The organism is Serratia sp. CY40230 (genome assembly GCF_052168835.1).
Classification (GTDB): domain Bacteria; phylum Pseudomonadota; class Gammaproteobacteria; order Enterobacterales; family Enterobacteriaceae; genus Serratia; species Serratia nematodiphila.
In genome coordinates this window covers 169,990-196,932 of sequence record NZ_JBJNLX010000002.1, presented here as the reverse complement: position 1 = coordinate 196,932, position 26,943 = coordinate 169,990, and the positions used below count along the sequence as shown (strand labels likewise).

Below are 26,943 nucleotides of genomic sequence, written 5' to 3'. Positions count from 1 at the left end.
CGCATTATTTGTTCATTTTTCGGCGGGGAAAGAGGGATATCGAAGCGGTGCGCCGTCGGTTATGACGGCGCTGAAGGCGGACTAATAGCGGATAGCGATGGCGTTATCGTTGAAGAACGCCATGAAGTCGGCGTCCGGCTGGCGATCGGTGATCACCCGATCGAACTGCGTCAGCGGGCCGATGCAGGCCGGTTTGGTTTTGCCGAACTTGCTGTGGTCTGCCACCAGGATCTTTTGCTGCGCCATCGCCATGGCGCGATGCTTCATCTCCAGCTCGTCGAAGTTGAAGCAGGTGGCGCCGTGCTGCAGGCTGAGGCCGGCGGCGGAGATAAAGGCGATGTTCGGGCAGATGTGATCGAGCTCGTTACGGCCGCCGACGCTGGAAAAGATGTAGTTGTTCGGCTTGAACTCGCCGCCGCACAGCACCACCTTGCAGTTCGGTTTGTCCTGCAGCGCCAGGAAGGTGTTCAGCGAATGACACACGGCGGTGAAAGCCAGCTCGTCGGCGATGGCGTCGATGATCGCCGGCGTGGTGGTGCCGCAGTCGAAAAACACCGTGTCGTTTTCATTGATCAGCGGCGCCGCCAGCAGGCCGATGCGCCGTTTCTCCGTGACCTGTTTGGCTTTTTGATCGGAAACGAAGTAGTTGGTCACGCCGTTGCTGCGCGGATCGGTCACCACATAGCCGCCGAGTAACACCACGGCCGCCGGTTCGGCGCTCAGATCGCGGCGAATGGTCATCTCCGAGACCCCCAGCAGCACGGCGGCTTCTTTCAGGTGGATCTTGTCAGCGCGTTTTAACGCCTGAACTAACCGGTTGATACGTTCTTCGCGCCGCGTTTCCATAGATCCGTCTTCCCACAGGTAGTAGAGATAAAAGGCGAGCCGGCATTTCCGGCGCTAAACAGAACGATGCGGGGCAATATCGGGCCGCATCAACCGCCCGTATTGTCCCGCATCGGAGTGTATTGGCTATGCCCCTCAGGGCATACCGACGATCAGTAGCTGCCCGCTGCCGCCTGAGCGCCGGAGACGATGGCGACGCCGGAGCTGGTGCCGATACGCGTGGCGCCGGCGTTGATCATCTTCTCGGCGGTGGCGCGATCGCGCACGGCGCCGGAAGCTTTCACGCCCATTTCGCTGCCCACGGTCTCGCGCATCAGTTTGACGTGCTCTTCCCGAGCGCCGCCGGTGCTGAAGCCGGTGGAGGTTTTCACGAAGGCGACATCGAGTTCGCGACACATTTCACAAACCTGGACGATCTGCGCATCGCTGAGCAGGCAGGTTTCCAATATTACCTTCAACGGGATCGCCGCGCAAACCTCGCGCACGGCGGCGATGTCGGCTTTCACTTCGTCCAGCAGGCCGCTCTTCAGCCAGCCGACGTTGATCACCATGTCGATCTCTTGCGCGCCGGCGGCGATCGCCGCTTTGGCTTCAAAGGCTTTGGCGACGGTCAGGCCGGCGCCCAGCGGGAAACCGATCACCGAGCAGACTTTCACCGTGCTTTCCTGCAGCAGCTGGGCCGCCAGCGGCACGTAGCCGGAGTTGACGCATACCGCATAGAAGTTGTGCTGCTGCGCTTCTTCGCACAGTTTGGCGATCTGCATTTCGGTGGCGTCCATGGCCAGCAGGGTGTGGTCAACATAGCTGGCGTAATCGATGTTTTCGGTGGTCATCGCGGTTCCTTAGTGAAGTTGAGAAAAGAGCATGGATAGGTAATGTGAAAATAATAACATTGCAATGTCGATAAACCTAGCAGGATCTGAAAAATGTCGACGAGATCATAGTTACTTCACTGTTATATGTATAACTTAGAGGAGAGCAGGGTGTTATTTAAATAACATTTTCAGTGGCCGCTCGCGGCCTGCGCGGGCGAAACGTCGAGGGAAAAAAGATGAAGATCAACATCGACCTGGCTCCTGAAGCTTTCGGGACGTATCGGCAGGAACTGTTCCGCAACGCGGATTTCGCGGTGAGCGCGCATCGCTGCGCAGAACGCGGGCCGATGCTGACGCTGGCGAACTGCCGTGGCGCGCTGACGGTTTTGCCGTATCAGGGCCTCGCGATCTGGGACGCCGAATTTGACGGTCATTCGCTGAAATCGGGCCGCCGCAGCGTGCGGGGCGCCGGAAGAAAGCGCGCTGATGACGCCGCGTTCTGTCCCGCCTGGCCGAGTCACGACAGCGCGCCGCTCCAGATGCAACGCGTGTGGCTGCAGCTGGCGGGCGATGAGCTGACGTTGCACGGTGAAGGCGAGCGGTTGGGCGGGCGTTGGCGCATCGGCCCGGCGCTGCGTCTGGTGGCCCAGAGCGCGCAGTTCGCCATAGAGATGAAGGTTACCAACCTGGCCGATCGGCCGCAGCCGCTGCGCTATGTGTGCCGCCTCAACTACGATTGCATTCCCGACGCGGTGTTCCGCCAGAACCTGCCGACGCCGGCGCTGTTGGGAGAGGCGCTCGGGCAGGAACTGCTGTGCTCCGACGATCTGACGCGCTACGTGGATCAGGCCGAGTTCTTTATGCTGGCGCCGCAAGGCCGCCGCTATGTGACGCGTTTTGCCACCGGGCAATTCAACTATGGCCTGCGGCGCATCGCTGTCCAGGGCAACAGGCGGCTGCTTGCTTTTATCCAGCCGGCAAACTGTCGGCCGAACGCGCCAGAGGGTGAGGGAGTGATGCTGGGAGCGGGAAAAACGCGGGCATTTTGCGTGACCACCGGCGTGGTGTGAAAGCAGGGACGGTAACGCCCCTGTCATGTTATGCGGTTATTCTTTCACCCAGCCGCGGCGAATGGCGAAGGCAAACAGGAAGCGATACAGACGCGACAGCCTGTCGGCGATGACATCGCCGAACAGATTCCATACCAGCTGAGCGAACAGGCAGCCGACCAGGCCGAGCAGGAAACCGCCGACCATATCCAACGGCCAGTGCACGCCGAGGTAAACGCGTGACCAGGCGATGCCGACGGCGACAATCATCAGCAGCGCGCCGGACCAGACCCGGTGCCAGAACAGGAACGCCAGCGCAAAGGTAAAGATGGCGGTGCCGTGATCGCTGGGGAACGAACTGTCCGGCACGTGCGCCAGGAAGGTATAACCCACGCCGGCGACGAACGGGCGCTCATGCGGCAGCAGCGCGCCGATAGCGGAGGCGGCAAGCATGGCGAACAGCAGCGCGATCGTGGTTTTCGCCACCACTTCGCGCTGCGAAACCAGCTGGCTGCGCGGCCCCCACAGCCACAGGCCGACGATCAGCAGCGGCACGATAATGATAAGATCGCGCGCCAGAAAGGTGGCGAAATCGATCATCCATTCGGGAGATGCCGGGGTCGCATTGATCCAGGCGAAAAGAACATGGTTTAACTGCTCCATAACCGTTACCTCGTCTTGCGGCGCCAATAGCCGCTAACTATCCAATAAATTGCCAACTGGCTTAACCAAACCCACCAACCTGCCCACAGGTTATGGGTAAGAAAATGTGCGCCGCGCATGATCTGACCAAAGCCCATCAACATGCCGAGCGCAATACCGCCGCACCAGCAGCACCAGGCCAGGCGCGGGCGCTGCGGATAAAACAGGAAAAACAACGCCATGACCGCGAAACCGCTCGAGGCGTGCCCGCCGGGGAAACAGCGACCGGGGCCCGGCAGCGCCGGTACCGCGCCGAACAACGGGAAGGACATCGCCTTGCCACCGTACTCGATCAGATCCCACGGACAGGAGTGCGCGCTGGTGGCCTTGAGAATGCCCACCACCAGCGGGCCGATGCCGAGAAGCAGCATGCTGACAATCAGGCGCGCGCTGCGGCGATAGATGCCCCAAAACAGCGTCAGCACCGCGCCCACGATCACTATCTGCTTCAACAGACGGTGATTGATCAGATCCAGCCAGTAATTGTTTTGCCACGGGAAATGCCCGCTGGCGGCATCGTACCAATAGTTGCTGATCGCCCAGTCCAGCTGTTCGTTGCGGGAGAGCCACAGGAACACCAAACCGCTGATCAGCAGGCCAAAAACTTGCCAACGGTAAAAGGATGTCGGCAGGGAGTAAAGGGCGGTTGTCTTAATTTGCTGTGCCGTTGAGGATTGATTTAATGACGATTCTGGATTCACGCGCAGGCTCGGTGACAGTATTGAATAGCACCACTGTAATAATTCTGTCTTAAGAAAACCTTAGTCCGCCGGCAAGAAAACCCTATCCGACGCTACCGCCTTCGGCTAAGGTAATCGTTTGCTTTTTTTCGGAATGAGAGTGTGGTGATGAAGAATAAAGCGCGTGTCTTACTGTTGGCGGCCGCCGGTGCGGTCTTTTCTCCGCTGAGCTTTGGCCAACCTGCGGCCACTGGGCCGATCGTGGTGCAGGGCGCAATGCCGGTGGAAGCGGAACGTTTCGCCCAGCGGCTGGAGAACCCGCGTGAGGAGCAGATCGGCGGCTGGCGCTTTTGGCACGGCACCGTAGACGGCTACCCGGTGGTGGTGTCGGAGACTCTGAAGGGCATGTCCAATGCGGCGGCGGCCACGGCGATCGCCGCCACGCAGTTCCATCCGGTGGCGATCATCAACCAGGGCACTGCCGGCGGTCACGATCCGGCCCTTAAGGTGTATGACATCGTGCTGGGCAAATATTCGGTCAATCTTGGGGCGTTCAAAACGCCGGTCAAGGCGTTGGGGGAAGGCAGCGACTCGCGGCAGTGGCAGCCGATGGATCTGTTGGCTTCCAAGGGCAGCGCCGGTGAGGACCAAAAGGCGCACAGCCTGCGTCAGTTTCCCGCCGACCCCAAACTGCTGGCGATTGCGCAAAGCGTTAAGAGCGATTACCGACAGGGCAAAGTAGTGGAGGGGGTGATCGGTTCGGCCGACGTGTGGAACAGCGAGCTGGATCGCATTCGCTATTTCCACGACAGCTACCGGACGTCGGTCGAAGAGATGGAGACCGCCTCCGCTGCGCAGATTGCCGCCGAGTTCAAGGTGCCGTTCGTCGGCATTCGCGTGTTGTCCAACAACATCACCAATCAGGGCAAATACGATCCGCAAACCGGGCTGGCGTGCCAGGATTACGTCTATCAGGTGGTGAAGGCCTATATCGCCCAACTGAAGACACACTGAGCCATTGCTCCAGATAATCGACGATACCAGGCGATTGTCACTATTTATCGCCTATTGTAAAGAAGATTAAACCTGTGGCGAGCTTGGCGGTAGTGTATTAGTTTATAGGCGGATTATTTAACAAAAAGTGTAGGGATAAACATGAACAAGGCATCCGTTGTATTTTCCGGCCTGCTGATGGCCGTTTCCGCCAGCGCCATGGCGGCTACCTCTGGCGATGACGCGGATATCAGCAAACAGCCGCTGGAAAAGGTCGCGCCTTACCCGAAAGCCGAGAAGGGCATGAACCGCCAGGTGATCTACCTGCCGAAGCAAGAGCACGAAGAGAACTATAAGGTAGAGCTGCTGATCGGCAAGACGCTGGAAGTGGACTGCAACCGCCATATGATTGGCGGCACCCTGGAGACCAAAACGTTGTCCGGCTGGGGCTACGACTACCTGGTGCTGGAGAAGTTGTCTGAACCGGCCTCGACCATGATGGCCTGCCCGGATAACACCAAGACCAAGAAATTCATCGCCGCCAACCTGGGCGACGCCGCGATGCAGCGTTACAACAGCCGCCTGCCGATCGTGGTGTATGCGCCGAAAGACGCGGAAGTGAAATACCGTATCTGGAAAGCGGAAGATACCGTAAGCCAGGCTGAGCAGAAATAACCGCCGCCTGACGCCGCTCCGCTAACCATCCCCGGTTGGCGGAGTCTTTCTCCTTCCTGTCTCCTTATCATTCCCGCATCGTTGACACTCGACTGATTGCTTTCGGACGTGGCTTTTAGCCGCGACCTGACAACGAAATACGCAAGTGAATACCTCTTCACAAGGGCGCTGGAAGCACGCCGCTGCACGGATGGGAGAGGATGCGTGCGTATAGAAATAGAGCAAAGAAATCTTTACTGAATTGTGATAATTTTGCCCATACCCTATTCAGGAGTGACACAGAAGATAAGGATATCCAATGCGTTATCGTTCGCTAACGCTCGACGAGCACCGTAACAACTGCACACCTGCCGAGTTGCGCAATGAGGGGGCGCCGGTGCCGGCTACGGAACCCTGCGAGTGGGCAGGCACCGTATGAAACTGATTCATTTCTCCTCTGAACACACGGCGCCGGAAAGCTTTTGCCGGATACTCAACCCGACAGCAGCGCGGCATGAGCTGGAACGGCATTATCTGTTCGGCGGCGCGGCCGGCATATCGATAAGCAGCCGGTATCCGATTACCCGCAATACTCAATCCGGTATTGGCGTCACCGGTTATCGTGAGGATGCGGCGGTGAAGCGCAGCGTTCTCGATGATATCAACCGGGGCGGCTTGCTGGCGATTGATGAGGGAATGGGCGCTTGGACGCCGACGAAATATGCCTTTTACGTCGATGCGGAAGGCCGGTTACAGCGCTATCCAGGCAGCTCTCTTCCCGCCTTTTATCCTACCGGGCGCGTGATAGCCCGCTATGAAGAAATGGTCAGCCGCTATGGCCACCGGGCAAAACCGACGGTACTGCCGGCGAGGCAGAATACGACCCGCAATCCCCCTCTGCAACAAGCCATCGCGACCGCAGTGGCAACCGTTGCCGCCACGGTGCAGGCTATCCGTCCGATGACCAAGGCAGAACGCTGGCAAGAACGCCAGTATCTGATAGGGCGAGGCAACCGCAGCATTTATCCGGATGCGCGCATGGCGGCGCAGCGCCTGGCAGAGAACAACGTTGCGGTCGAAAAGGCAAAGCTGGCTGAGAATGTTTACAAGACCACTAACCCGCTCAAGGACACGATCGATATCCCTGAAGGCTGGAAGGATATCAGTAACAATGATGGGGCGCTGGGTAAACTCGGTTTAAGCAAAGATATGCTCTATGACGATGAGGATACACCGGGCTTTCTGGCTCGGGTTTATCAGCCAGATGAGAGGGTCTTTGGTAAAGCGATGAATCCGACGGTAGTGTTCCGCGGATCGCGTGCGCCCGAGTTTCCGGAGGGGATAAGCAAGGCTGCCCAGAAAGCGTTATTGAACGGCGATTTGTCAGGGATTAAAAACCTGAGTGACTGGTCAAATAATGGCGCTCAAGGGTTGGGGTTTAACTCCGAATATTACAAGAAAGCTGTCAATATAGGTAAAGCAATTAAAGGTGGTGCTGGGATATCTGGCCATTCGCTGGGCGGTGGCATGGCGTCTGCGGCCTCCATGGCCAGTGGCAAACCGGCTTGGACGTTTAATGCTGCAGGCCTGAATGCGGGAACCGTAAAAAAATACGGCGGTTCGATTATAGGCAGTACCGATAATATTCAGGCGTATCGCGTAAAAGGGGAACTGTTGACCAAGTTGCAGGAGGTTGATTTGTGGGAGGATGCCAAAGACCTCAAGTTTTATCCGCCTGCGGTGATGGCGAAAGAACGGCTGTCCATGTTGGCGCCTGACGCCGTGGGAGTAAAACACACGCTTCCTGGTGGAACAGGTTCACTGCTGGATAAGCACGGTATAGACCAGGCGATACAATGCATTGAAAATGAAAAAGACGATGACATTGCCACAATCAAGGGAAGAATATGAAAAAAATCATACTCATTATCACGATGGTAGTGTCTACGCTCATCATGCAGGGGTGCAAACAAGGTATGGATTTACAACCACAGGATTATTTTGAAGGGACGCAGCTGGACATCGCCAACATCATCTACGAGGGTGACAGGCAAAAGCTGGATAAGGTTTTACCGACGGTAAGCAAAGAAACGTTAAATCGGCCGGCTAAGGCGGATATGACGTTGCTATTCTGGGCGATCAATAACGCCATCTTTGACAAGAGTACGCCAGAGCGGCTCAAGATCATTACGGATTTGGTCAAGGCGGGGGCAGATCCACTGCAGCCAAGACCGGAAGGGCGAAGTAGCCCGGCTGAATATGTTATGAAAGCGGATAAAGGCGTCTGGATACAGGCTATGCTTGAAGGCGGACTATCGCCTAATGCAAGGGATGAAATAAACAATCAACCAATAATTTTCAAGAGCTTTCAAGCGGTTAATACAGAGACGCTGAGTACTCTAATAGATTACAAAGTTGATGTTAATATCAAAGGTGCTATGAACAGAACGCCATTAATTAATGCGTTGTATAATAGTTGCCCAGAACACATTGAGGTTCTTTTGGCTCATGGAGCTAACCCATTAGCCAAAGATGATTTTAATGACAGCTTCCTTTCTCTGATTTCTGCGGAGATAGATAAAGGGGATAAGAGCAATGCGTATATAAAAAAGCTAATTAAAATTAAAGAAAAAATAAAACAGGTGAATTAGTTCGCCTCGGCTCTCATGGGGGACAATGCTGGTCTTCTCCCGGTGCAGTAACATGACGTGATGGCATACAGGAAGATGATGGGATGATCCACCAAAGAGCACCCAGCCGACAGCGACGAGAGAGCTGTTGTTAAGTGTCGTTTGTGACGCCATCTCTTTGAACAGTGGCGAACCCACAAGCAGCGTTTCTATGTTGAAACCTGCACATTGATGGGGATGCTGGCGTAAGCGACACCCAGAGGCGGGATGCTTTATGCCTGACGACGAGGCAGCGACAGCAGGTATGTGGGCTGTTTCAGGCAACAAAAAACCCGATAATCTTGAACCTAAAAGGCGGGATTATCGGGCTCCACAAAATGGGGACATCAAAGAAAAGCAGTGGCACTAATTCAGACTGCGGCCCCCAACGAAAGTTCTGGCCGGCGACAAAAAAATCAAAATATTTTTATCGCCGATCCATCTCTCCCGCTAATCGATCAGCCGAGTATGCCCGGCCATAGCACTACGATGAGCGAACCCGCCAGCGTTAACAGCACGTTAGCGATGGCGTAGGTGCCGGCGTAGCCCAACGCCGGGATGTTGCTGCGCGCGGTATCGCTGATAATTTCCATCGCCGGCGCGCAGGTGCGGGCGCCCATGATGGCGCCGAACAGCAAGGCGCGGTTCATGCGCAGCACGTAGGCGCCGAACAGGAAGCAGATAATCACCGGCACCAGGCTGACGATCAGCCCGGCGATCAGCATCTGGCCGCCGACCGCGCCCAGGCTGTGGCCGATGCCGGCGCCGGCGCTCAGACCCACGCCCGCCATAAACACCATCAGGCCGAACTCTTTCACCATGTTCAGCGCGCCCTGCGGAATGTAGCCGAAGGTCGGGTGGTTGGCGCGCAGGAAGCCGAGCATGATGCCGGACATCAGCAGGCCGGCGGCGTTACCGATGCCGAACGAGAAGTTGCTGAACTGAATGGTGATCTGGCCGATCAGCAGGCCGATGATGAAGAAGGCGCAGAACGCCAGCAGATCGGTCACCTGGCTGTGGATCGAGATAAAGCCAATCTTCTCCGCCACGCTCTTCACCCGGCGCGCGTCGCCGCTCACCTGCAGCACGTCGCCCTTGTTGAGCACGATGCTGTCGTCGATCGGCATTTCGATCTGGCTGCGGATCACGCGGTTGAGGAAGCAACCGTGGTCGGTCAGCTTCAGCTGGCTCAGGCGTTTGTTCACCGCGTTGCTGTTCTTCACTACGATCTCTTCGGTCACGATGCGCATGTCGAGCAGATCGCGGTCGAACACTTCCTTACCGTTGCGGAAGCTCGGATCCAGCCGCGCGTGGGCGTCCGGATAACCGACCAGCGAGATCTCGTCGCCCACCTGCAGCACCGCGTCACCGTCCGGGTTGGCCAGAATGCCGTTGCGGCGGATGCGTTCAATGTAGCAGCCGGTCTGGCGGTAGATGCCCAGTTCGCGCAGGTTCTTGCCGTCGGCCCAGGCCACCAGCTCGGGGCCGACGCGGTAGGCGCGGATCACCGGCAGGTAGACCTTGCGCTGGCTGTCGGTGTCCAGGCCGCGTTCGCGAGCGATCTGCTGGGCGGAGGTGGACAGATCCTGGTGCTGCAGTTTTGGCAGGTAGCGCGCGCCAAAAATCAGGCTGACCAGACCGATCAGGTAGGTGAGGGCATAGCCGAGGCTCAGATGATCCTGCGCCGCCAGCAGAGCCGGGCCGTTGACGATGGTGTTGCGCAGCGTATCGCCGGCCCCAACCAGCACCGGCGTCGAGGTCATCGAACCGGCCAGCATGCCGGCGGTCAGGCCGATGTCCCAATGGAACAGCTTGCCGAGGCCGATGGCGATCACCATGGCCGAACCGACCATCACCAGCGCCAGCATCAGGTAATTCTTGCCGTCGCGGAAGAAAATCGAGAAAAAGTTAGGCCCGGCTTCCACCCCGACGCAGAAAATAAACAGCATGAAGCCGAGATTCAGCGCCTCGGTGTTAATGGCGAAGTGTTGCTGGCCGAGCAGCAGAGAAACCACCAAAACGCCAATGGAATTACCGAGTTGGACGGAGCCCAGACGGAGTTTACCGAGGCACAGCCCCAGTGCGAGTACCACGAACAGTAACAGAATGTAGTTACCGTTTAACAAACTAGCGACGTTTATGTTCACGGAGGATAACTTATTGTTTACCAGTAAGTGCTTGATATAGATAACTATAAGAGATAAATTCAGCCTTAAAACGACATCATAAATCACCACCAGCGTAAGGCGAAGCGAACCATCGTTCGGCGGCGTTCATTCTAGACGCTATGACCGATGACAGCCAGCACAGAAAGCTGATTTCCTGCGCCGCCGTGCGCATTTAACTCTCTTTTGACCAAGGAAAAAATTCGGTTCAGCGTCACCGCACGGGTGACCGGGCCGATTTCTATTGATGCGGTAATTGGGCGGGGGAGAATTTGCATGACGAGTTATAGATATTGGCTGGGCATTCTCAGCTGTTTTCTGTTGTTCAGCCTGGTGTTTCTCGGCCAGCAAACCGGCCTGTTCGGCAGCACGGATCATGAGCACCACGGTGAAACCGGCCTGCTGCTGTTTGTGATCCCCGGCGCGATCGCCAGCTATTTGTCGAGCCGCAAGCGGCTGCTTTGCCCGTTGCTTGGCGCGCTGTATGCATTGCCGCTGTGCCTGCTGATCCGCCACTTCTGGCTGACGCCGTCCTCGTCGTTTTGGCAGGAACTGGCTTACGCCACCAGCGCGGTGTTCTGGTGCGTGTTCGGCGCGATGCTGATGCTGTTCGCCCTCGGTTTGTTGCACACGCTCCAGCAGCTGCATCGGCGGCAGCGGCAATAAAAAAAGGCGCATTAAGCGCCTTTTTGTCGTTCAAAAACTTACTGGAACAGGTTCAGGTGTTCTTTGGCGTAAGCTTCGAAATCGGTGCAGCCACCGATGTGCTTCTCATCCAGGAAGATCTGCGGCACGGTTTCAACCGGTTTGCCGACGGTTTTTTCCAGATCGGCCTTGGTGATGCCTTCCGCGTGGATGTCAACGTAACGGAAGTTGAAATCGTCGCGTTCTTCAGTCAGTTTTTCCGCCAGTTCTTTAGCGCGGACACAATAAGGACAGCCAGGACGCCCGAAGATTACTGCAAACATGCAACGCTCCTTAATTGGATTTTCGATAAATTATTCGCGATTGCAACGACATCCCGTCACCGAAAAAGTCATTACCTGCGTCAGATGGCGCCTACTATGCCCGTTGAGGCGGTGAAAAAAAAGCAGGAATTACCTGTTAATCTGATTCATGTAACCAATTAGTCTGCTGGGGCTGTCGCCGTCGACGGGAATTCACTACACTGGGGGCAGACCTTCTGGAGAGGAAAAATATGCGTTCATTCGGTGACTTACCGCGCCCGGTGCTGGTGTTGGAAGGGCTGGGCATCGTGATGCTGGTATTGGCCTACCTCAGCATTCACGGGCACCTGCAACTGCCGGGCTGGCTGGCGTCGCAACAGGCGGCGGTCGGCATGATTTTCCTCGGCGTGGCGCTGATGGTGCCGGCGGCGGCGTTTCTGGTATGGCGCGTGGTGCAGGGGTTCGGGCCGCTGATGCGCGGCGGCCTGCCGCCGGAAAACGATCGCCGCAAGCCGCAAGATACGGACGCATCGAAAAATCATCAGGATCGCGATCCGCGCGCCTGAGCGCCGCGGCCGCTAACCCGCCTGCCGGGCAGGCGTTGGCTTTTGGGGTGACGAGTGAAAATTGCCATTCTTTCTCGCGACGGATCGCTCTATTCATGTAAGCGGCTGCGTGAAGCGGCGGAAGATCGCGGGCACAGTATCGATATCATCGATCCGCTCTCCTGCTATATGAACATCAATCCGGCGGCGCCGACCATTCACTATCGCGGCCGTCAGCTGGAACGTTACGATGCGGTGATCCCGCGCATCGGCTCTGCCATTACCTTTTACGGCACGGCGGTGCTGCGCCAGTTCGAGCTGCTCGGCAGCTACCCGCTAAACGAATCCGTGGCCATTACCCGCGCCCGCGACAAGCTGCGTTCGCTGCAGCTGCTGGCGCGGCAGGGCATCGATCTGCCGATCACCGGTTTTGCCCATTCGCCGGACGACACTGGCGATCTGATCGAGCTGGTCGGCGGCGCGCCGCTGGTGGTCAAACTGGTGGAAGGCACGCAGGGCATCGGCGTGGTGCTGGCGGAAACCCGTCAGGCGGCGGAAAGCGTGATCGACGCCTTTCGCGGGCTGAATGCCCACATCCTGGTGCAGGAGTACGTGCGCGAGGCGCAGGGGTGTGACGTGCGCTGTCTGGTGGTGGGTGGCCGGGTGGTGGCCGCCATCGAACGGCAGGCCAAGCCCGGCGAGTTTCGCTCCAACCTGCACCGCGGCGGCACCGCCCGCAAGGTGACCATCACCGCCAGGGAGCGGGCGATCGCGGTGAAAGCGGCGAGCACGCTGGGGCTGGACGTCGCCGGGGTGGATATCCTGCGCGCCCAGCGCGGCCCGCTGGTGATGGAGGTCAACGCGTCGCCGGGGCTGGAAGGGGTGGAAACCACCACCGGGCTGGACATCGCCGGCATGATGATCGAATACATTGAGCAGCGCGGCCGGCCTGGCTTCCGCCTGAAATCCGGCGGTTGACGGGGCGGGCGGTGCGCCTTTCCCGCCGTGCAATATCTGAATTAGTGAATTAAGCCGCATTGATCGTGGCGTATCGGGTGAATATTCCGTAAGCTATGCGCCTTTTCGCGTATTGAATATTGTGAGGCTGGTTATTATGGATTCACTCATTGTCCCCGATTTGGCGCTGTTGCGGCGCTGGCTGGATCAGTCGGGCATTTCTTTCTTTGAGTGCGATTCCTGCCAGGCACTGCACCTGCCGCACATGCAGAACTTCGACGGCGTGTTCGACGCCAAGATAGATCTGGTGGACAACGTCATTCTGTTCTCCGCGCTGGCCGAGGTGAAACCGACCGCGCTGATACCGCTGGTGGCTGACCTGAGCCAGATCAACGCCAGCTCGCTGACCATCAAGGCGTTTGTCGACATTCAGGACGACAACCTGCCGAAGCTGATCGTCTGCCAGTCGCTGAGCGTGGCGGTCGGCATCACCTACGAGCAGTTCACCCACTTCATGCAGCAGGGTGAAGAGCAGGTCTCGATGGTGATCCTCGAGGCGCGGGCGAACGATCTGCTGTTTATGGGGGACGAAGAAGAGATCCCCGCTGGCGCCGTGCGTCAGCCGATGCTGCACTGATCCTCGCCATACCTTATGCATGCCGTCGCTCGGCGGCATGCTGCCGTGACTCCCCTCCACAATAAAATATTCTGCACTTTGGCCTTTGCCGCCCGATCTTTATCGCCTTTTGTGCCGTTAATGGCGTATCACATAGAGAAAACTGCATAAAAAATCGATAAATGGCGTTTTTTACCCTGGGGGCTGGCGGGTTGCGATGGCAGCGGCTATGCTGCTGATTCTGCAAAGGGCTTGCGATTTCCCTTGTGACCACGCGAGCAGGGCAGTGAAAAAGGCGCATGCAATCATATGCATAGCCATTCAGTTCGCGGTTGCAACGATTGCGCTCAATCAGGAAAGGTTTTGTATCGCTGCAGATACAAGTTCAATTCTATGATTCACCCTGTTTTGGAGGAAGTTACGGATGGTCACCCAACGTAAAAAGTGGTTATCGGGTGTGGTTGCCGGCCTGTTGATGGCCGCGTCCGTCAATGCGTCAGCCGAAGAGAAAACGCTGCACGTGTATAACTGGTCCGATTATATCGCGCCGGACACTTTGGCTAATTTCCAGAAAGAAACCGGCATCAAAGTGGTGTACGACGTCTTTGACTCCAACGAAGTGTTGGAAGGCAAACTGATGGCGGGCAGCACCGGTTATGATCTGGTGGTTCCTTCATCCAACTTCCTCGAACGCCAGTCGCAGGCCGGCATCTTCGAACCGCTCGACAAGAGCAAAATGCCCAACTACAAGAATCTCGATCCCGAGATGCTGAAGCTGGTTGCACACAACGACAAAGACAACAAATACGGCATCCCATACCTGATGGTGACCACCGGCATCGGCTATAACGTCGACAAGGTGAAGGCGGCATTGGGCAAAGACGCGCCTGTCGACAGTTGGGATCTGATCCTCAAGCCGGAAAACCTCGAGAAGCTGAAAAGCTGCGGCGTCTCCTTCCTCGATGCGCCGAGCGAGGTTTACGCCACCGTGCTGCACTACCTGGGCAAGGATCCCAACAGCACCAATGCGGCGGACTACACCGGCGCGGCCAACGATCTGCTGCTGAAACTGCGGCCGAACATTCGTTACTTCCACTCTTCTCAGTACATCAACGATCTGGCTAACGGTGATATCTGCGTGGCGATCGGCTGGTCCGGCGACGTGATGCAGGCGGCCAACCGCGCCAAAGAGGCGAAGAACGGCGTGAACGTGGCCTACGCGATCCCGAAAGAGGGAGCGCTGACCTACTTTGACATGTTCGCCATGCCGGCGGACGCCAAGAACAAAGACGCCGCGTACCAGTTCCTGAACTTCCTGATGAAACCTGACGTGATGGCGGGCATCAGCAACTATGTCTATTACGCCAATGCGGTGAAAGACTCCACGCCGCTGGTGAACGCCGAAGTGCGCGAGAACCCGAACGTCTATCCGCCGGCCGATCTGCGCGCCAAGCTGTTCACGCTCAACGTGCAGTCGCCGAAGCTGGACCGTGTCATTACCCGCGCATGGACTAAAGTTAAAAGCGGGAAGTGATGATGGGGGGGATCCCCCCATCGTCGGTAAACCGGCAGGCGGGCGCTCCCCGCCTGCATTGCCGTTTTGGGCCACGGCGCTCGCCGTGGTTTTGTGCCGCTTTACGCCGGAGAGCACCCCGATTGAACGACGCCATCCCTCGTCCTCAAGCCAAGTCGCAGAAGGTCTTCACCCCTCTGCTGGAAATCCGTAACCTCACCAAAACCTTCGACGGGCAGAATGCGGTCGAAGACGTCAGCCTCACCATCTACAAGGGCGAGATCTTTGCGCTGCTTGGCCCGTCCGGCTGCGGCAAGTCCACCTTGCTGCGCATGCTGGCCGGCTTTGAACAGCCGACGGAAGGGCAGATCGTGCTCGACGGGCAGGATATGTCGCATGTGCCGCCGTACCAGCGGCCGATCAATATGATGTTTCAGTCGTACGCGCTGTTTCCGCACATGACCGTGGAGCAGAACATCGCGTTTGGCCTGAAGCAGGACAAAATGCCGCGGGCGGAGATCGCCGAGCGGGTGGCCGAAATGCTGGCGCTGGTGCACATGCAGGAGTACGCCAAACGCAAACCGCACCAGCTTTCCGGCGGCCAGCGGCAGCGGGTGGCATTGGCACGCAGCCTGGCCAAGCGGCCGAAGTTGCTGCTGCTGGATGAACCGATGGGCGCGCTGGACAAGAAGCTGCGCGATCGCATGCAGCTGGAAGTGACCGACATTCTCGAGCGCGTCGGCGTGACCTGCGTGATGGTGACGCACGATCAGGAAGAAGCGATGACCATGGCGGGGCGCATCGCCATCATGAACCGCGGCAAGTTCGTGCAGATCGGCGAGCCGGAAGAGATCTACGAGCATCCGAATAGCCGCTTCAGCGCCGAGTTTATCGGTTCGGTCAACGTCTTCGACTGCGTGCTGCAAGAGCGCCACGACGATGCGCTGATCCTGCAAAGCCCTGGGCTGCGTCATGCGATCAAGGTGGATCCGGATGCCTCGGTGGTGGACGGTGTGCCGATCCAGGTGGCGCTGAGGCCGGAAAAGATCCTGCTGTGCGAACAAGTGCCGGAAGACGGCTGCAACTTCGCGGTGGGGGAAGTGGCGCACATTTCCTACCTGGGCGATCTGTCTATCTACCACGTGAAGCTGCACAGCGGGCAGATTATCAGCGCCCAGCTGCAAAACGGCCATCGTTTCCGCAAGGGGATGCCCACCTGGGGCGATGAAGTGCGTCTGTGTTGGGAAACCGACAGCTGCGTCGTGTTGACGGTGTAGTAGAGCCGGTGAGGAGTAACCCGTATGACCCTGCTTTCTGAACGCACGCCGGAACCGCCGGCCAAAACGCCCTCCACCCTCAAGGCCCTGTTCCATCGCCTGCTGATGGCTCACGGCCGCAAGCTGGTGATCGCATTGCCGTATTTATGGCTGACGCTGCTGTTTATGCTGCCGTTCCTGATCGTGTTCAAGATCAGCCTGGCGGAGCTGGCGTTGGCGGTGCCGCCCTACACCGAGCTGATGAGCTGGGTGGACGGCAAGCTGAACATTGCGCTCAACTTCGCCAACTACCTGCAGCTGACCGACGATCCGTTGTATATCGATGCCTACCTGCAGTCGCTGCGCGTGGCGGCGGTCTCGACGCTGTGTTGCCTGATCATCGGCTATCCGTTGGCCTGGGCGGTGGCGCACAGCAAGGCGTCGACCCGCAACATTCTGCTGTTGCTGGTGATCCTGCCTTCCTGGACTTCGTTCCTGATCCGCGTCTACGCCTGGATGGGGATCCTGAAAAACAACGGCACGCTGAATAACTTTCTGATGTGGCTAGGGGTGATCGATCAACCGCTGGTGATCTTGCACACCAACCTGGCGGTGTATATCGGCATCGTTTATTCCTATCTGCCGTTTATGGTGCTGCCGATTTACACGGCGCTGATCCGGCTGGATTACTCGCTGGTGGAGGCGTCGCTGGATCTGGGCGCCCGGCCGCTGAAAACCTTCTTCAGCGTGATCGTGCCGCTGACGCGCGGCGGCATCATCGCCGGTTCGATGCTGGTGTTCATTCCGGCAGTGGGGGAGTTCGTGATCCCGGAACTGCTCGGTGGGCCGGACAGCATCATGATCGGCCGCGTGCTGTGGCAGGAGTTCTTCAATAACCGCGACTGGCCGGTGGCCTCTGCGGTCGCCACCATCATGCTGCTGTTGCTGATCGTGCCAATTTTGTGGTTCCACAAACACCAGAACAAGGAAATAGGGGGGCAGGAATGAACAACTTGCCGGTAGTGCGTTCACCGTGGCGCATCGCCATCCTGACTGTCGGCTTTACCTTCCTGTATGCGCCGATGCTGATGCTGGTGATCTACTCCTTCAACAGCTCCAAGCTGGTGACGGTGTGGGCCGGCTGGTCCACGCGCTGGTATAGCGAACTGTTCCACGATTCGGCGATGATCAGCGCGGTGGGGCTCAGCCTGACCATCGCCGCCGCCTCCGCCACCGCCGCGGTGGTACTGGGGGCCATCGCCGCCGTGGTGATGGTGCGATTCGGCCGCTTTCGCGGTTCGACCGGCTTCGCGTTTATGCTGACCGCGCCGCTGGTGATGCCGGACGTGATCACCGGCCTGTCGCTGCTGCTGCTGTTCGTGGCGATGGGACATGCCTTCGGCTGGCCGTCGGAACGTGGCATGTTTACCATCTGGCTGGCGCATGTCACCTTCTGTACCGCTTATGTGGCGGTGGTCATCAGCTCGCGTCTGCGCGAGGTGGATCGCTCGATTGAAGAGGCGGCAATGGATCTGGGGGCGCCGCCGCTGAAGGTGTTCTTCGTCATCACCTTGCCGATGATTGCGCCGGCGCTGATCTCCGGCTGGATGCTGGCGTTTACCCTGTCGCTGGATGACCTGGTGATCGCCAGCTTCGTCTCCGGCCCGGGTGCCACCACGCTGCCGATGCTGGTGTTCTCCAGCGTGCGCATGGGGGTGAACCCGGAAATTAACGCGTTGGCCAGCCTGATCCTGCTGGTGGTGGGCATCCTCGGCCTGATCGCCTGGTGGTTTATGGCGCGCTCGGAAAAACAACGATCGCGTGAATTGCAGCGGGCGGCCCGTAGCTGAATCGTAACAAACCTGCTATTTTTGCAATCAATAAGTATTGCAACTAACTACCTGACTTTACATGCGCCGCCTGTATAGGTGGCGCGTCGTAGCGGAACACGGATATGTCAGACATGCTGAAAAGCGGGCAGGGAATGGGATCGACTTCGGATGCGCCGGTGCCGGTGATGGTGGCGGGCACCGCCATGGTGGCGATCAAGTGTATCAGCGTGGTGCTGCTGCTGGGTGAGCTGGGCGTCGACGGCGCGCAGGAGTTCGTCAACACCAGCGCGCAGGCGTGGGATTCCACCTTTATCTTTCTGGCCGGCCTGATGCTGCTGTGCCTGCAAATCAGCTGCGGCTTTGCGGTGATGCGCGGCCGCAATTGGGGGCGCTGGGGCTATGTGGTCTGCCAGTGTATCGTGGTGCTTTACCTGCTGTTGGCCACCATCGGCAGCGTCTTCCCCGAGGTGTTCACCGTAGAGGGGGAAACCAGCGGCCAAATCCTGCACGTTCTGATCCTGCAAAAGATCCCCGACGTGGTGATCCTGGCGTTGCTGTTCGTTCCTGCCGCCAGCCGCCGTTTCTTCACCGCGCGCAAGTGAGATTTTAGGCGCGCGGAGTGGTAAACTCTGCGCCCTTAATTCGTCATCCTGAACTTCACGGTAATCTTCATGCATTGCGCTTTGTATACGGCGGGCACCTGCCGTTCCTGTCAGTGGCTGGAAAAGCCCTATCCGCAGCAACTGGCCGACAAACAGCATCACCTGCAATCGCTGCTGGCCGGGCGCGACGTCGCGCAGTGGCTGCAGCCGGTGGCGGGGGAACTGAGCGCATTTCGCAATAAAGCCAAGATGGTGGTCAGCGGCAGCGTGGAGCGACCGCTGCTCGGCATGCTGCACCGCGACGGCACGCCGGTCGATCTGAGCGACTGCCCGCTGTACCCCGCCGGTTTTGCGCCGATGTTTGCGGTGCTGAAAAGCTTTATCGCCCGCGCCGGCCTGACGCCGTATAACGTGGCGCGCAAACGCGGCGAGCTGAAATACCTGCTGCTGACCGAAAGCACGCTCGACGGCGGCGTGATGCTGCGTTTCGTGCTGCGCTCGGAAACCAAACTGACACAGCTGCGCGCCGCGCTGCCGTGGCTGCAGCAGCAGCTTCCGCAGCTCAGGGTGATCTCCGCCAATATTCAACCGGTGCATATGGCGATCATGGAAGGGGAGCGCGAGATCGCGCTGACCGAACAGCAGGCGCTGGAGGAACAGTTCAATCAGGTGCCGCTGTTCATCCGCCCGCAAAGCTTCTTTCAGACCAACCCGCAGGTGGCCGCCGATCTGTATGCCACCGCCCGCGACTGGGTGCGCGCGCTGGGTATCGACAGCATGTGGGATCTGTTCTGCGGCGTCGGCGGTTTCGGCTTGCACTGCGCGCAGCCGCAGACGCGGTTGACCGGCATCGAAATCAGCGCGGAGGCGATCGCCTGCGCGCGCCAGTCGGCGCAGCGGTTAGGGTTGTTGCAGGTAGATTTTCAGGCGCTCGATTCCACCCGCTTCGCCACCGCCGAAGGCCAGGTGCCGCAGCTGGTGCTGGTCAATCCGCCGCGGCGCGGCATCGGTCAGGCGCTGTGCGGCTATTTGAGCCGGATGGCGCCGGACTATATTCTTTATTCGAGCTGCAACGCCGAGAGCATGGCGAAAGATATCGAGATGTTGCCGGGATACCGCATCGAACGGGTGCAGCTGTTCGACATGTTCCCGCATACCTCGCACTACGAAGTGCTGACGCTGCTGGTGCGGCGTTTATAAAACATAAGGCCCGGTTATCCGGGCCTTATTGCTTACTGCGGGAACCACTTGTCGTTGATGGCCTTGTAGGTGCCGTCGGCCTTGATGGCGTCCAGCGCGGCGTTCAGCTTGGCCAGCAGCGCCTGGTTGTCCGGGCGCACCGCGATGCCGAGACCGGTGCCGAAGTATTGTGCATCGGTGATATGCTCGCCTACCGGCGCCAGCTGCGGGTTGGTTTTCAGCCACTCGTTCACCACGGCGGTGTCGCCGAACACGCCGTCGATGCGGCCGTTTTTCAGCTCCAGAATGGCGTTCTGGTAGCTGTCGTAAGAAACGGTGTGAATCTCCGGGTGCTTGTCCTGCATGTATTTCTGGTGGGTGGTGCCGTTTTCCATGCCGAGCTTTTTGCCTTTCAGATCCGCCAGCGAGCTGAACTTGCCTTTTTGCGCGATCACGATCGCCGAGTTGGCGTAGTAAGGCTGGGTGAAAGCGACCTGTTTGCTGCGCTCCGGCGTGATGTCCATGCCGGAAATCACCGCATCGTATTTCTTGAATTTCAGCGCGGCGATCAGGCTGTCGAACGCCTGGTTGGTGAAGGTGCACTGCGCCTGCATCTGCTTGCACAGCGCGTTGGCCAGATCGATATCGAAGCCGACGATCTGGTTGTTGGCGTCGAGCGATTCGAACGGTGGGTAGGTGGCGGAGGCGGCGAAGCGGATGGTTTCGGCCGCGGTGGCGTTAAAGGTCATCCCGGCCAACATCGTCGCGGCAAGCAGCAGTTTTTTCATGCGTAGAGCTCCTGTCTGGATCCTGAAAGTGATTATTCGCTATCGTTTGTTTTTACTGGTAATCGCCAGAGGTTTTTGCGCGAATGCCTGTTGTTAACCCTGCCATTGAGTGAATTAAAATGCAATATAAATGATTAAATATTGCATTGAGGGTAAAAAAAGCCCCGCACAATGGCGGGGCTCATGGGGGCGGCGGCCTCAGTTGCGGCGTTCAAACGCCAGCGCGCGGCGCTCCACCAAGCGCATCAGCAGCGTCAGCAGGCCGTTGACGCACAGGTACACCAGGCCGGCGGCGCCGAACACCATCACGTCGTAGGTGCGGCCGTACATCAGCTGGCTGTAGCCCATCACTTCCATCAGCGTGATGGTATAGGCCAGCGAGGTGCTTTTGAACACCAGCACCACTTCGTTGGAGTAAGACGACAGCGCGCGCTTGAAGGCGAACGGCAGCAGAATGCGCAGCGTCTGCCGGCGCGACATGCCAAGCGCTTCGCACGATTGCCACTGCCCGGCGGGAATGGCGCGCACCGCGCCGTAGAACAACTGCGTGGTGTAGGCCGCGCTGTTCAGCGCCAGCGCTATCATCGCGCACAGCCAGGGCTGCGATAGCAGGTTCCACAGCCAAGGGTAGTCGCGGATCGCCGGGAACTGGCCGGGGCCGTAGTAGATCAGGAAGATCTGCACCAGCAGCGGCGTGCCGGTGAACAGCGTCACATAAACCTTGACCAACGGCGTCAGGATCGGCGTTTTCAGCGTCAGGATCACCGTCAGCAGCAGCGACAGCACCAGCGCGACGATCAGCGCGGCGACGGTCAGCGTCAGGCTGGTGTGCAACCCTTTGAGGATCTCCGGTAAATACTCAATCATCAGGCCGGCCCCCGCTCAAAGCGCGTGGCGCGCAGCTCAATGCGTTTGATGACGTATTGGCTGAACAGCGTCACCAGCAGGTAGATGGCCGCGGCGATCACATACCAGGTAAAAGGCTCCTGGGTGCGGGTGGCGATGCTCTTGGTTTGCAGCATCAGATCGTTCACGCTGATCAGCGACACCAGCGCGGTGTCTTTCAACAGCACCAGCCACTGATTGCCGAGGCCGGGCAGGGCGTGGCGCCACATCTGCGGCATGATCAGGCGAAAGAAGATCGCCGCCTTACTCAGTCCAAGCGCCTGGCCGGATTCCCACTGCCCCTGCGGCACCGCTTTGAGCGCGCCGCGCAGCGTCTGCGAGGCGTAGGCGGAATAGAGCAGGGCCAGAGCGATCACCCCGCACAGGAACGGGCTGACTTCGAAATTGTCGATCGCCAACTGAATCGGCAGCTGGAACAGACCGAGGTTGAGGGTAAAGCCGTCGGAGAGCATCAGCAGCAGCTGCGACGAGCCGAAATAGATAAACAGCACCACCAGGATTTCCGGCAGGCCGCGCAACACGGTCACCCAGGCGGTGCCGAGCCAGCTGACCGCTTTCCAGCGGGACGATTCCCATACGGCGAACAGCATCGCCAGAATCAGCCCGAGGATCAGGGCGCAAACGGCAAGGCCGACGGTCATGCCGGCGGCGCTTGCTAAAGGTTGTAATTCATTCATTTGGGCGTATTACTGCTGGAACCATTTTTTGTAGATGGTTTCATAGGTCCCATCCTGCTTGATCTTGTCCAGAGCGGCGTTGAACTTGCCCTGCAGATCGGTGTTCTTCTGGCGCACCGCGATGCCAAGGCCGGTGCCGAAGTAGTCTTTGTCGGTCACTTTGGCGCCCACTGCCGCCAGCGCGTTATTCTGCTTCAGCCACTCATTGACCACCGCGGTATCGCCGAACACCGCATCAACGCGGCCGTTCTTCAGATCCAAAATGGCGTTCTGGTAGCTGTCGTAAGGCACGGTGGTGATTTCCGGGTGCTTGTCGGTCAGGTATTTCTGGTGGGTGGTGCCGTTTTGCACGCCGACTTTCTTGCCTTTCAGCGCCGCCACGTCGGCGATTTTGCCTTTCTGCGCGATGAACAGCGCCGAGTTATCGTAGTAAGGCTTGGTGAACAGCACCTGCTTCTCACGCTCCGGCGTAATGTCCATACCCGCCATCACCGCATCGAAACGCTTGAACTTCAGGCTCGGGATCAGGCTGTCGAACGCCTGGTTGGTGAAGGTACACTCGGCCTGCATTTCTTTGCACAGCGCGTTGGCCAGATCGACATCAAAACCCTGAATCTTGTTGCCGGCGTCAATAAATTCAAACGGAGGATAGGAGGCTTCGGTAGCGAAACGGATGGTTTCGGCTGCGGAGGCGGAAACGCTGATGCCGGCCAGAACGGCGGCGATTATTAGTTTTTTCATCGCAAACTCCCCAAATTACAGCAAGTTAATTGTTAGTGTGATAAGTAATTAGCAAACTCGGTGGTCCGCGGCTGCGTGAAGTGGCTGCTGTCGCCTTGCTCCACTACGTGGCCGTTTTCCATGTACACCACGCGGCTGGCGGTTTTGCGCGCCACTTCCACTTCGTGGGTGACGATTACCTGCGTGATGCCGGTGCCGGCCAGTTCGCGAATGATGCTGACGATCTGGGCGGTGATTTCCGGATCCAGCGCTGCGGTCGGTTCATCGAACAGCAACACCTGCGGCTCCATCATCAGGGCGCGGGCGATCGCCACGCGCTGCTGCTGGCCACCGGAAAGGTGCAGCGGGAAGCGATCGGCGAAGTCGGTCAGGCGCAGACGCTTGAGCAGCTTGTCGGCGCGCTCCATCGCCTGAGCCTTGGTCAGACCCAGCACGCGGCAAGGTGCCTCGATCAGGTTCTGAACCACGGTGAGGTGAGGCCACAGGTTGTATTGCTGGAACACCATGCCGACGTTTTGGCGCAGTTCGCGAATGGCTTTCTCGCCCGGCGCCTGCCTGAAGTCGAATTGGTTGCCGGCGATCTGCAGTTGGCCCGAACGCGGCATTTCCAGCAGGTTCAGCACCCGCAGCAATGAACTTTTCCCGGCGCCGCTTGGGCCAAGCAGCACCAGGGTTTCCCCGGCTGGACATTCCAGCGTGATGTCAAACAGCGCCTGGTGAGCGCCGTAATAGCAATTGATACCGTTAAGTTGAATACTCATGCGCCAGAATTGAATAGACATTGATGCCGCAAATGTTAACTTCCGCAGAATACTTATGCAATCTTTGTGCGTTAAAATTTATGAGTGTGCGGCGGGACAGTAAAAGATTAGCACAAGATACCGCGACTCAAGCCGAGGGAGGGGATTTGTGGCGCAGGCTGTGAGATCGGTAGCGAAATTTTTTCTATTGGACGAAATTCGAGCGGTAGACGGGCGGCGGGATGACCGACGCGGCAAGCCCGCGTCGGCCGGGGGAGGCGGGTTACTGGTTTTCCAGCACCTGGCGTACGCTGCCGTTGGTGGCGTGCGCTGGAACATTCAGGTAGCGAATATCATCAACCACCCAGCAGGTGCCTTCGCGCACCATCAGCACTTCGTCCTGCCAGTTCACGGTGCTGTTGGCGTCTTTCTGGTAGCTCAGGTCAACGCGCAGCGGGATGTTCTTCGCATCGGTGTTAGGAATGGTCGAGGCGCTGGCGACGGATGCGCTGCTTGGCCCCTGCGCATTGCCGGAGAACAGATCGCCGGTAATCTGATGCTTGCCCGGGTTTTGAGCGGTGCTGACCAGATCCTGATACAGCACTTTGCTCAGATAAGGCTGCAGCTGCGCCAGGCGGTTGCTGTCCGGCAGGCCGGCGCCCTGCTGGATGCGCAGGTCATAGAACTTTTGCGCGACCGTATCCGGGCCGCCTTCCACACAGCTGCCGCTGCGGGTGCCGATATCCTTGTATGCCGGTTCCACCGTGGTACAGGCACTCAGCAACAGCGCTAAGGGTAAAACAGCCGCAATCGTTTTTGTTTTCATCTTATTACCTTATGTGAAAGTCTCTACCATGAAGACCGATAGCTTACAGTATAAATGCGTTTTTTGGCCTTGCATTCGTACTGCGTGCCATTGATTAAGCGAACATAATGCCAATCTTCTGGTCATAGATACGTTGAATTAATCAAACAAGGAGTTCTGATGCAGCTTTCAACTACCCCGACCCTGGAAGGGTTTACCATCACCGAATACTGCGGCGTCGTCACCGGCGAAGCGATCCTCGGCGCCAACATTTTTCGTGATTTCTTCGCCGGCGTGCGCGATATCGTCGGCGGCCGTTCGGGCGCTTACGAGAAAGAGCTGCGCAAGGCGCGCCTGATCGCGTTCGAAGAGCTGGAAGACCAGGCGAAAGAGCTGGGCGCCAACGCGGTGGTGGGTATTGATATCGATTATGAAACCGTTGGCAAAGACGGCAGCATGCTGATGGTGACCGTCAGCGGCACCGCGGTGAAAGTCAGCCGTTAACGCCATGCTTTCTTTTCGCCCCGGCCATTCCGCCGGGGCGACATCCTCTTGATTTATCCCACCTTGTGCTGCTCGACGATTGGGCGGTGTTCCTGCGGCTTCGTGGGCGCCGGCTCCTGGCGATGCGGCACAGGCTGAACGGACGTCTGATGGAGCTGCGGCGCCGGGGCCGCATGCGGCATGATACGCTCTTGCGGCACAGCCGCTGGGCGAACCACCGTCGAATGCAGCGTTGCGGCCGGCTCATGCACTGCCGGCTGTACAACGTGCGATGCCGCCTGAACCTGTGGCCGCACGGTGGATTGATGCACTGGTGCGGCGGTCTGCAGCAAATGTGTCTGTAGCGGCGCTGAATGCACGGCCATCGGTTGCTGCGCGTGAGGCGCTGCCGGCGCGGCATGCGTGAACGTCGGCATGCTCATCGGTTGCTGCACATGGGGCGCGTTGACCGGTTGTTGCACGTGCGGGACGGCCGCTACCGGCTGCTGTACGTGAGGCGCCACCGGCTGAGTATGCGCAAAGTGCGGCATGGTCATCGGCGCGTGGGCCGCAGGCGCGACGCGCGGCTGTTGCAGCGCAGCGTTAGGCACCGGTTGGCTGAAACGCGGCGTTGGTGCGGCGGCGGTATTGTAGTTGTTCACCGTGCTGGTGGTGCTGCGATTCACATTGTTTACGTTGTGATATTGGTTGATGTTGGTGACGCGATTCACCACGGTGGTGGAATGCGACACGTAGGGCGCATTGCGGTAGACCACCGGCTGGCGCCGATCGTCCCAGCGCATATCCCAGTTGTGCCAGCCGCTGTTGTGCTGGTTGAGTAAAGAGGCCACCGCGATGCCGACGCCGAAGCTGATCACGCCGGCCGCCAGCATGTCGCCGCCGCTGTAGCCGGAAGGCTGATATTGATAGCTTGGATAAGCCTGGATCGGCGTGCCGTAGGCCTCCCAGGGATCGTAATGCGGAACGTAAATCGTATCCGGCTGGCTGGGCTCGATGACGATGGTTTCGCCCGGCGCCGCCACTACGCGCTGGCGATAGGGCTGCTGCTCAACGTAACGGGTCGTCGGCGCTACGACGATGCGCTGCTGCGGGGTGTTTTTCAACGTGCCCTGGCTGGCCGCTCGTTGACGCATCACCTGAATGGCGTTCATCACGTCCGTAGGATCGTTGAGGTAGGCGCTGCCCAGAGCGGTGGTCCAGGGGATGTTTTTCGCCATTTGATCGAGCACGTCGGGGAATTGCACCAGGCCGCGCACGCTGGGATCCCAGGGTTGCGCATCCGCCGCCGAGCTGAGCGCCGCCGGTTGCAGCCCGCGGTTTTGCGCCAGCCAGGCATCCGCAGCGCTGATTTGGTCGGGATAGCCCGCGCCGGCCAACACCTGCGCCAGCAGCTTGTCGGGGAACAGCGCCACCGGGCTGACCAACTGGTACAGCTGATCGGCGCTCAGCGGCGCATAGGCCGGCGCACTGATACTCGCGGCGGGCGCGACCGAGGGCGGGGCGCTCCCGCCCATCGCGTCAGCGACTTTTTGCCGATCGCAGCCGCTGAGCGGCAACATGGCGGCACAGAGCAACCAGGACAGATAGCGTGGCGTGAACATGTTCGACTCCGCTCTTTCAGCGCAGATGATACTTTGAGACTATCATGGGCGGGAAAGGCCGCCAGCCGGGAGCAACACTCGCTTGCACATCGGCGCTATCTGTCATTATTTCTCGATGAGCGTGATGATTGGATACAGGTCAATCGCGTCGCGTTACATCT

Annotated in this window: 30 protein-coding genes; 17 read left to right on the top strand and 13 right to left on the bottom strand. The window is 58.6% G+C overall.

What is annotated here, in order from left to right; genetic code table 11:
- Nucleotides 1-81 precede the first annotated feature (81 nt).
- Nucleotides 82-846, bottom strand: coding sequence for a DNA-binding transcriptional repressor DeoR (gene deoR, locus ACJ8IJ_RS08100; RefSeq protein WP_004938695.1), 765 nt, complete (start codon nucleotides 844-846; stop codon nucleotides 82-84).
- A 152-nt stretch (nucleotides 847-998) separates the two neighbouring features.
- The gene (gene deoC / locus ACJ8IJ_RS08095) at nucleotides 999-1,679 is read right to left on the bottom strand and encodes a deoxyribose-phosphate aldolase (protein ID WP_004938693.1); all 681 of its coding nucleotides are present in this window, start codon (nucleotides 1,677-1,679) and stop codon (nucleotides 999-1,001) included.
- Nucleotides 1,680-1,897: 218 nt separating this feature from the next.
- Between deoC and ACJ8IJ_RS08090 the strand changes: the two genes are divergently transcribed.
- Entirely contained in the window at nucleotides 1,898-2,731 is an 834-nt protein-coding gene (locus ACJ8IJ_RS08090; RefSeq protein WP_004938692.1) for a hypothetical protein, read from the top strand.
- Between the two features lie 36 nt (nucleotides 2,732-2,767).
- On the opposite strand, the gene ybjG is transcribed toward ACJ8IJ_RS08090, so the two are convergent.
- Together ybjG and ACJ8IJ_RS08080 are read right to left on the bottom strand one after the other, a co-directional pair.
- Nucleotides 2,768-3,373 carry an undecaprenyl-diphosphate phosphatase gene (gene ybjG / locus ACJ8IJ_RS08085; protein ID WP_004938690.1) on the bottom strand — a complete coding sequence of 202 codons (606 nt, stop codon included), beginning with the start codon at nucleotides 3,371-3,373 and terminating at the stop codon, nucleotides 2,768-2,770.
- Nucleotides 3,374-3,378: 5 nt separating this feature from the next.
- Entirely contained in the window at nucleotides 3,379-4,113 is a 735-nt protein-coding gene (locus tag ACJ8IJ_RS08080) for a phosphatase PAP2 family protein (RefSeq protein WP_015377286.1), read from the bottom strand.
- Between the two features lie 147 nt (nucleotides 4,114-4,260).
- On the opposite strand from ACJ8IJ_RS08080, the gene ACJ8IJ_RS08075 reads away from it, so the two are divergent.
- From ACJ8IJ_RS08075 to ACJ8IJ_RS08055, 5 genes are all read left to right on the top strand, one after another.
- The gene (locus tag ACJ8IJ_RS08075; protein ID WP_004938686.1) at nucleotides 4,261-5,106 is read left to right on the top strand and encodes a 5'-methylthioadenosine/S-adenosylhomocysteine nucleosidase; all 846 of its coding nucleotides are present in this window, start codon (nucleotides 4,261-4,263) and stop codon (nucleotides 5,104-5,106) included.
- A gap of 141 nt (nucleotides 5,107-5,247) precedes the next feature.
- Nucleotides 5,248-5,760 (top strand): serine protease inhibitor ecotin, encoded by a 513-nt coding sequence (gene eco, locus ACJ8IJ_RS08070; protein ID WP_004938683.1) that lies wholly within the window; start codon nucleotides 5,248-5,250, stop codon nucleotides 5,758-5,760.
- A 414-nt stretch (nucleotides 5,761-6,174) separates the two neighbouring features.
- Complete coding sequence (locus ACJ8IJ_RS08065) at nucleotides 6,175-7,650, top strand: hypothetical protein (protein ID WP_004938682.1); 1,476 nt, start codon at nucleotides 6,175-6,177, stop codon at nucleotides 7,648-7,650.
- The gene (locus ACJ8IJ_RS08060; protein ID WP_131164441.1) at nucleotides 7,647-8,390 is read left to right on the top strand and encodes an ankyrin repeat domain-containing protein; all 744 of its coding nucleotides are present in this window, start codon (nucleotides 7,647-7,649) and stop codon (nucleotides 8,388-8,390) included. The genes ACJ8IJ_RS08065 and ACJ8IJ_RS08060 overlap by 4 nt, the downstream gene beginning before the upstream one ends.
- A gap of 253 nt (nucleotides 8,391-8,643) precedes the next feature.
- Nucleotides 8,644-8,778: a hypothetical protein gene (locus tag ACJ8IJ_RS08055; RefSeq protein WP_255428167.1), complete on the top strand. Its 135-nt coding sequence runs from the start codon at nucleotides 8,644-8,646 to the stop codon at nucleotides 8,776-8,778.
- A gap of 88 nt (nucleotides 8,779-8,866) precedes the next feature.
- Here ACJ8IJ_RS08055 and ACJ8IJ_RS08050 read toward each other — a convergent pair whose 3' ends face one another.
- A complete protein-coding gene (locus ACJ8IJ_RS08050; protein WP_004938680.1) occupies nucleotides 8,867-10,555 on the bottom strand; it encodes an aspartate:alanine antiporter in 1,689 nt (562 codons plus the stop codon).
- A gap of 294 nt (nucleotides 10,556-10,849) precedes the next feature.
- On the opposite strand from ACJ8IJ_RS08050, the gene ACJ8IJ_RS08045 reads away from it, so the two are divergent.
- On the top strand, nucleotides 10,850-11,239 hold the full coding sequence (locus tag ACJ8IJ_RS08045) for an inner membrane protein YbjM (protein ID WP_015377289.1): 390 nt from the start codon (nucleotides 10,850-10,852) through the stop codon (nucleotides 11,237-11,239).
- A gap of 38 nt (nucleotides 11,240-11,277) precedes the next feature.
- On the opposite strand, the gene ACJ8IJ_RS08040 is transcribed toward ACJ8IJ_RS08045, so the two are convergent.
- Entirely contained in the window at nucleotides 11,278-11,541 is a 264-nt protein-coding gene (locus tag ACJ8IJ_RS08040; protein WP_004938676.1) for a GrxA family glutaredoxin, read from the bottom strand.
- Nucleotides 11,542-11,771: 230 nt separating this feature from the next.
- On the opposite strand from ACJ8IJ_RS08040, the gene ACJ8IJ_RS08035 reads away from it, so the two are divergent.
- The 9 genes from ACJ8IJ_RS08035 (at nucleotide 11,772) to rlmC (ending at nucleotide 20,041) form a co-directional block, all read left to right on the top strand.
- Nucleotides 11,772-12,086, top strand: coding sequence for a YbjC family protein (locus tag ACJ8IJ_RS08035; protein ID WP_442518517.1), 315 nt, complete (start codon nucleotides 11,772-11,774; stop codon nucleotides 12,084-12,086).
- Between the two features lie 54 nt (nucleotides 12,087-12,140).
- Entirely contained in the window at nucleotides 12,141-13,043 is a 903-nt protein-coding gene (gene rimK, locus ACJ8IJ_RS08030) for a 30S ribosomal protein S6--L-glutamate ligase (RefSeq protein WP_041922205.1), read from the top strand.
- 136 nt (nucleotides 13,044-13,179) lie between these two features.
- Nucleotides 13,180-13,659, top strand: coding sequence for a YbjN domain-containing protein (locus ACJ8IJ_RS08025; protein WP_004938666.1), 480 nt, complete (start codon nucleotides 13,180-13,182; stop codon nucleotides 13,657-13,659).
- 403 nt (nucleotides 13,660-14,062) lie between these two features.
- On the top strand, nucleotides 14,063-15,172 hold the full coding sequence (potF, locus tag ACJ8IJ_RS08020; protein WP_015377292.1) for a spermidine/putrescine ABC transporter substrate-binding protein PotF: 1,110 nt from the start codon (nucleotides 14,063-14,065) through the stop codon (nucleotides 15,170-15,172).
- Nucleotides 15,173-15,294: 122 nt separating this feature from the next.
- Nucleotides 15,295-16,428: a putrescine ABC transporter ATP-binding subunit PotG gene (gene potG, locus ACJ8IJ_RS08015; RefSeq protein ID WP_004938650.1), complete on the top strand. Its 1,134-nt coding sequence runs from the start codon at nucleotides 15,295-15,297 to the stop codon at nucleotides 16,426-16,428.
- 24 nt (nucleotides 16,429-16,452) lie between these two features.
- Nucleotides 16,453-17,415 (top strand): putrescine ABC transporter permease PotH, encoded by a 963-nt coding sequence (gene potH / locus ACJ8IJ_RS08010; protein WP_021504359.1) that lies wholly within the window; start codon nucleotides 16,453-16,455, stop codon nucleotides 17,413-17,415.
- Nucleotides 17,412-18,257 carry a putrescine ABC transporter permease PotI gene (gene potI / locus ACJ8IJ_RS08005; RefSeq protein ID WP_004938644.1) on the top strand — a complete coding sequence of 282 codons (846 nt, stop codon included), beginning with the start codon at nucleotides 17,412-17,414 and terminating at the stop codon, nucleotides 18,255-18,257. The genes potH and potI overlap by 4 nt, the downstream gene beginning before the upstream one ends.
- 104 nt (nucleotides 18,258-18,361) lie before the next feature.
- Nucleotides 18,362-18,841, top strand: a complete 480-nt coding sequence (locus ACJ8IJ_RS08000; RefSeq protein WP_015377294.1) for a YbjO family protein — start codon at nucleotides 18,362-18,364, stop codon at nucleotides 18,839-18,841.
- Between the two features lie 69 nt (nucleotides 18,842-18,910).
- Nucleotides 18,911-20,041 (top strand): 23S rRNA (uracil(747)-C(5))-methyltransferase RlmC, encoded by a 1,131-nt coding sequence (gene rlmC / locus ACJ8IJ_RS07995; RefSeq protein WP_442518516.1) that lies wholly within the window; start codon nucleotides 18,911-18,913, stop codon nucleotides 20,039-20,041.
- A 32-nt stretch (nucleotides 20,042-20,073) separates the two neighbouring features.
- Here the strand turns inward: rlmC and artJ (ACJ8IJ_RS07990) are convergent, their stop codons facing one another.
- From artJ (ACJ8IJ_RS07990) to ACJ8IJ_RS07965, 6 genes are all read right to left on the bottom strand, one after another.
- Nucleotides 20,074-20,808 (bottom strand): arginine ABC transporter substrate-binding protein, encoded by a 735-nt coding sequence (gene artJ / locus ACJ8IJ_RS07990; RefSeq protein ID WP_442518515.1) that lies wholly within the window; start codon nucleotides 20,806-20,808, stop codon nucleotides 20,074-20,076.
- Nucleotides 20,809-21,006: 198 nt separating this feature from the next.
- Nucleotides 21,007-21,675: an arginine ABC transporter permease ArtM gene (gene artM, locus ACJ8IJ_RS07985; protein ID WP_004928418.1), complete on the bottom strand. Its 669-nt coding sequence runs from the start codon at nucleotides 21,673-21,675 to the stop codon at nucleotides 21,007-21,009.
- A complete protein-coding gene (artQ, locus tag ACJ8IJ_RS07980) occupies nucleotides 21,675-22,391 on the bottom strand; it encodes an arginine ABC transporter permease ArtQ (protein ID WP_004928413.1) in 717 nt (238 codons plus the stop codon). The genes artM and artQ overlap by 1 nt, the downstream gene beginning before the upstream one ends.
- A gap of 9 nt (nucleotides 22,392-22,400) precedes the next feature.
- The gene (gene artJ, locus ACJ8IJ_RS07975) at nucleotides 22,401-23,132 is read right to left on the bottom strand and encodes an arginine ABC transporter substrate-binding protein (protein ID WP_131164435.1); all 732 of its coding nucleotides are present in this window, start codon (nucleotides 23,130-23,132) and stop codon (nucleotides 22,401-22,403) included.
- Between the two features lie 32 nt (nucleotides 23,133-23,164).
- Complete coding sequence (gene artP / locus ACJ8IJ_RS07970; protein ID WP_004928406.1) at nucleotides 23,165-23,893, bottom strand: arginine ABC transporter ATP-binding protein ArtP; 729 nt, start codon at nucleotides 23,891-23,893, stop codon at nucleotides 23,165-23,167.
- 262 nt (nucleotides 23,894-24,155) lie between these two features.
- Nucleotides 24,156-24,698 carry a lipoprotein gene (locus ACJ8IJ_RS07965; RefSeq protein WP_015377301.1) on the bottom strand — a complete coding sequence of 181 codons (543 nt, stop codon included), beginning with the start codon at nucleotides 24,696-24,698 and terminating at the stop codon, nucleotides 24,156-24,158.
- Nucleotides 24,699-24,857: 159 nt separating this feature from the next.
- Here ACJ8IJ_RS07965 and ACJ8IJ_RS07960 point away from each other — a divergent pair, with 159 nt between their 5' ends.
- Nucleotides 24,858-25,181: a heavy metal-binding domain-containing protein gene (locus ACJ8IJ_RS07960; protein WP_004928400.1), complete on the top strand. Its 324-nt coding sequence runs from the start codon at nucleotides 24,858-24,860 to the stop codon at nucleotides 25,179-25,181.
- Nucleotides 25,182-25,234: 53 nt separating this feature from the next.
- Here the strand turns inward: ACJ8IJ_RS07960 and ACJ8IJ_RS07955 are convergent, their stop codons facing one another.
- Nucleotides 25,235-26,782 carry a DUF3300 domain-containing protein gene (locus tag ACJ8IJ_RS07955; protein ID WP_442518514.1) on the bottom strand — a complete coding sequence of 516 codons (1,548 nt, stop codon included), beginning with the start codon at nucleotides 26,780-26,782 and terminating at the stop codon, nucleotides 25,235-25,237.
- Nucleotides 26,783-26,943 lie beyond the last annotated feature (161 nt).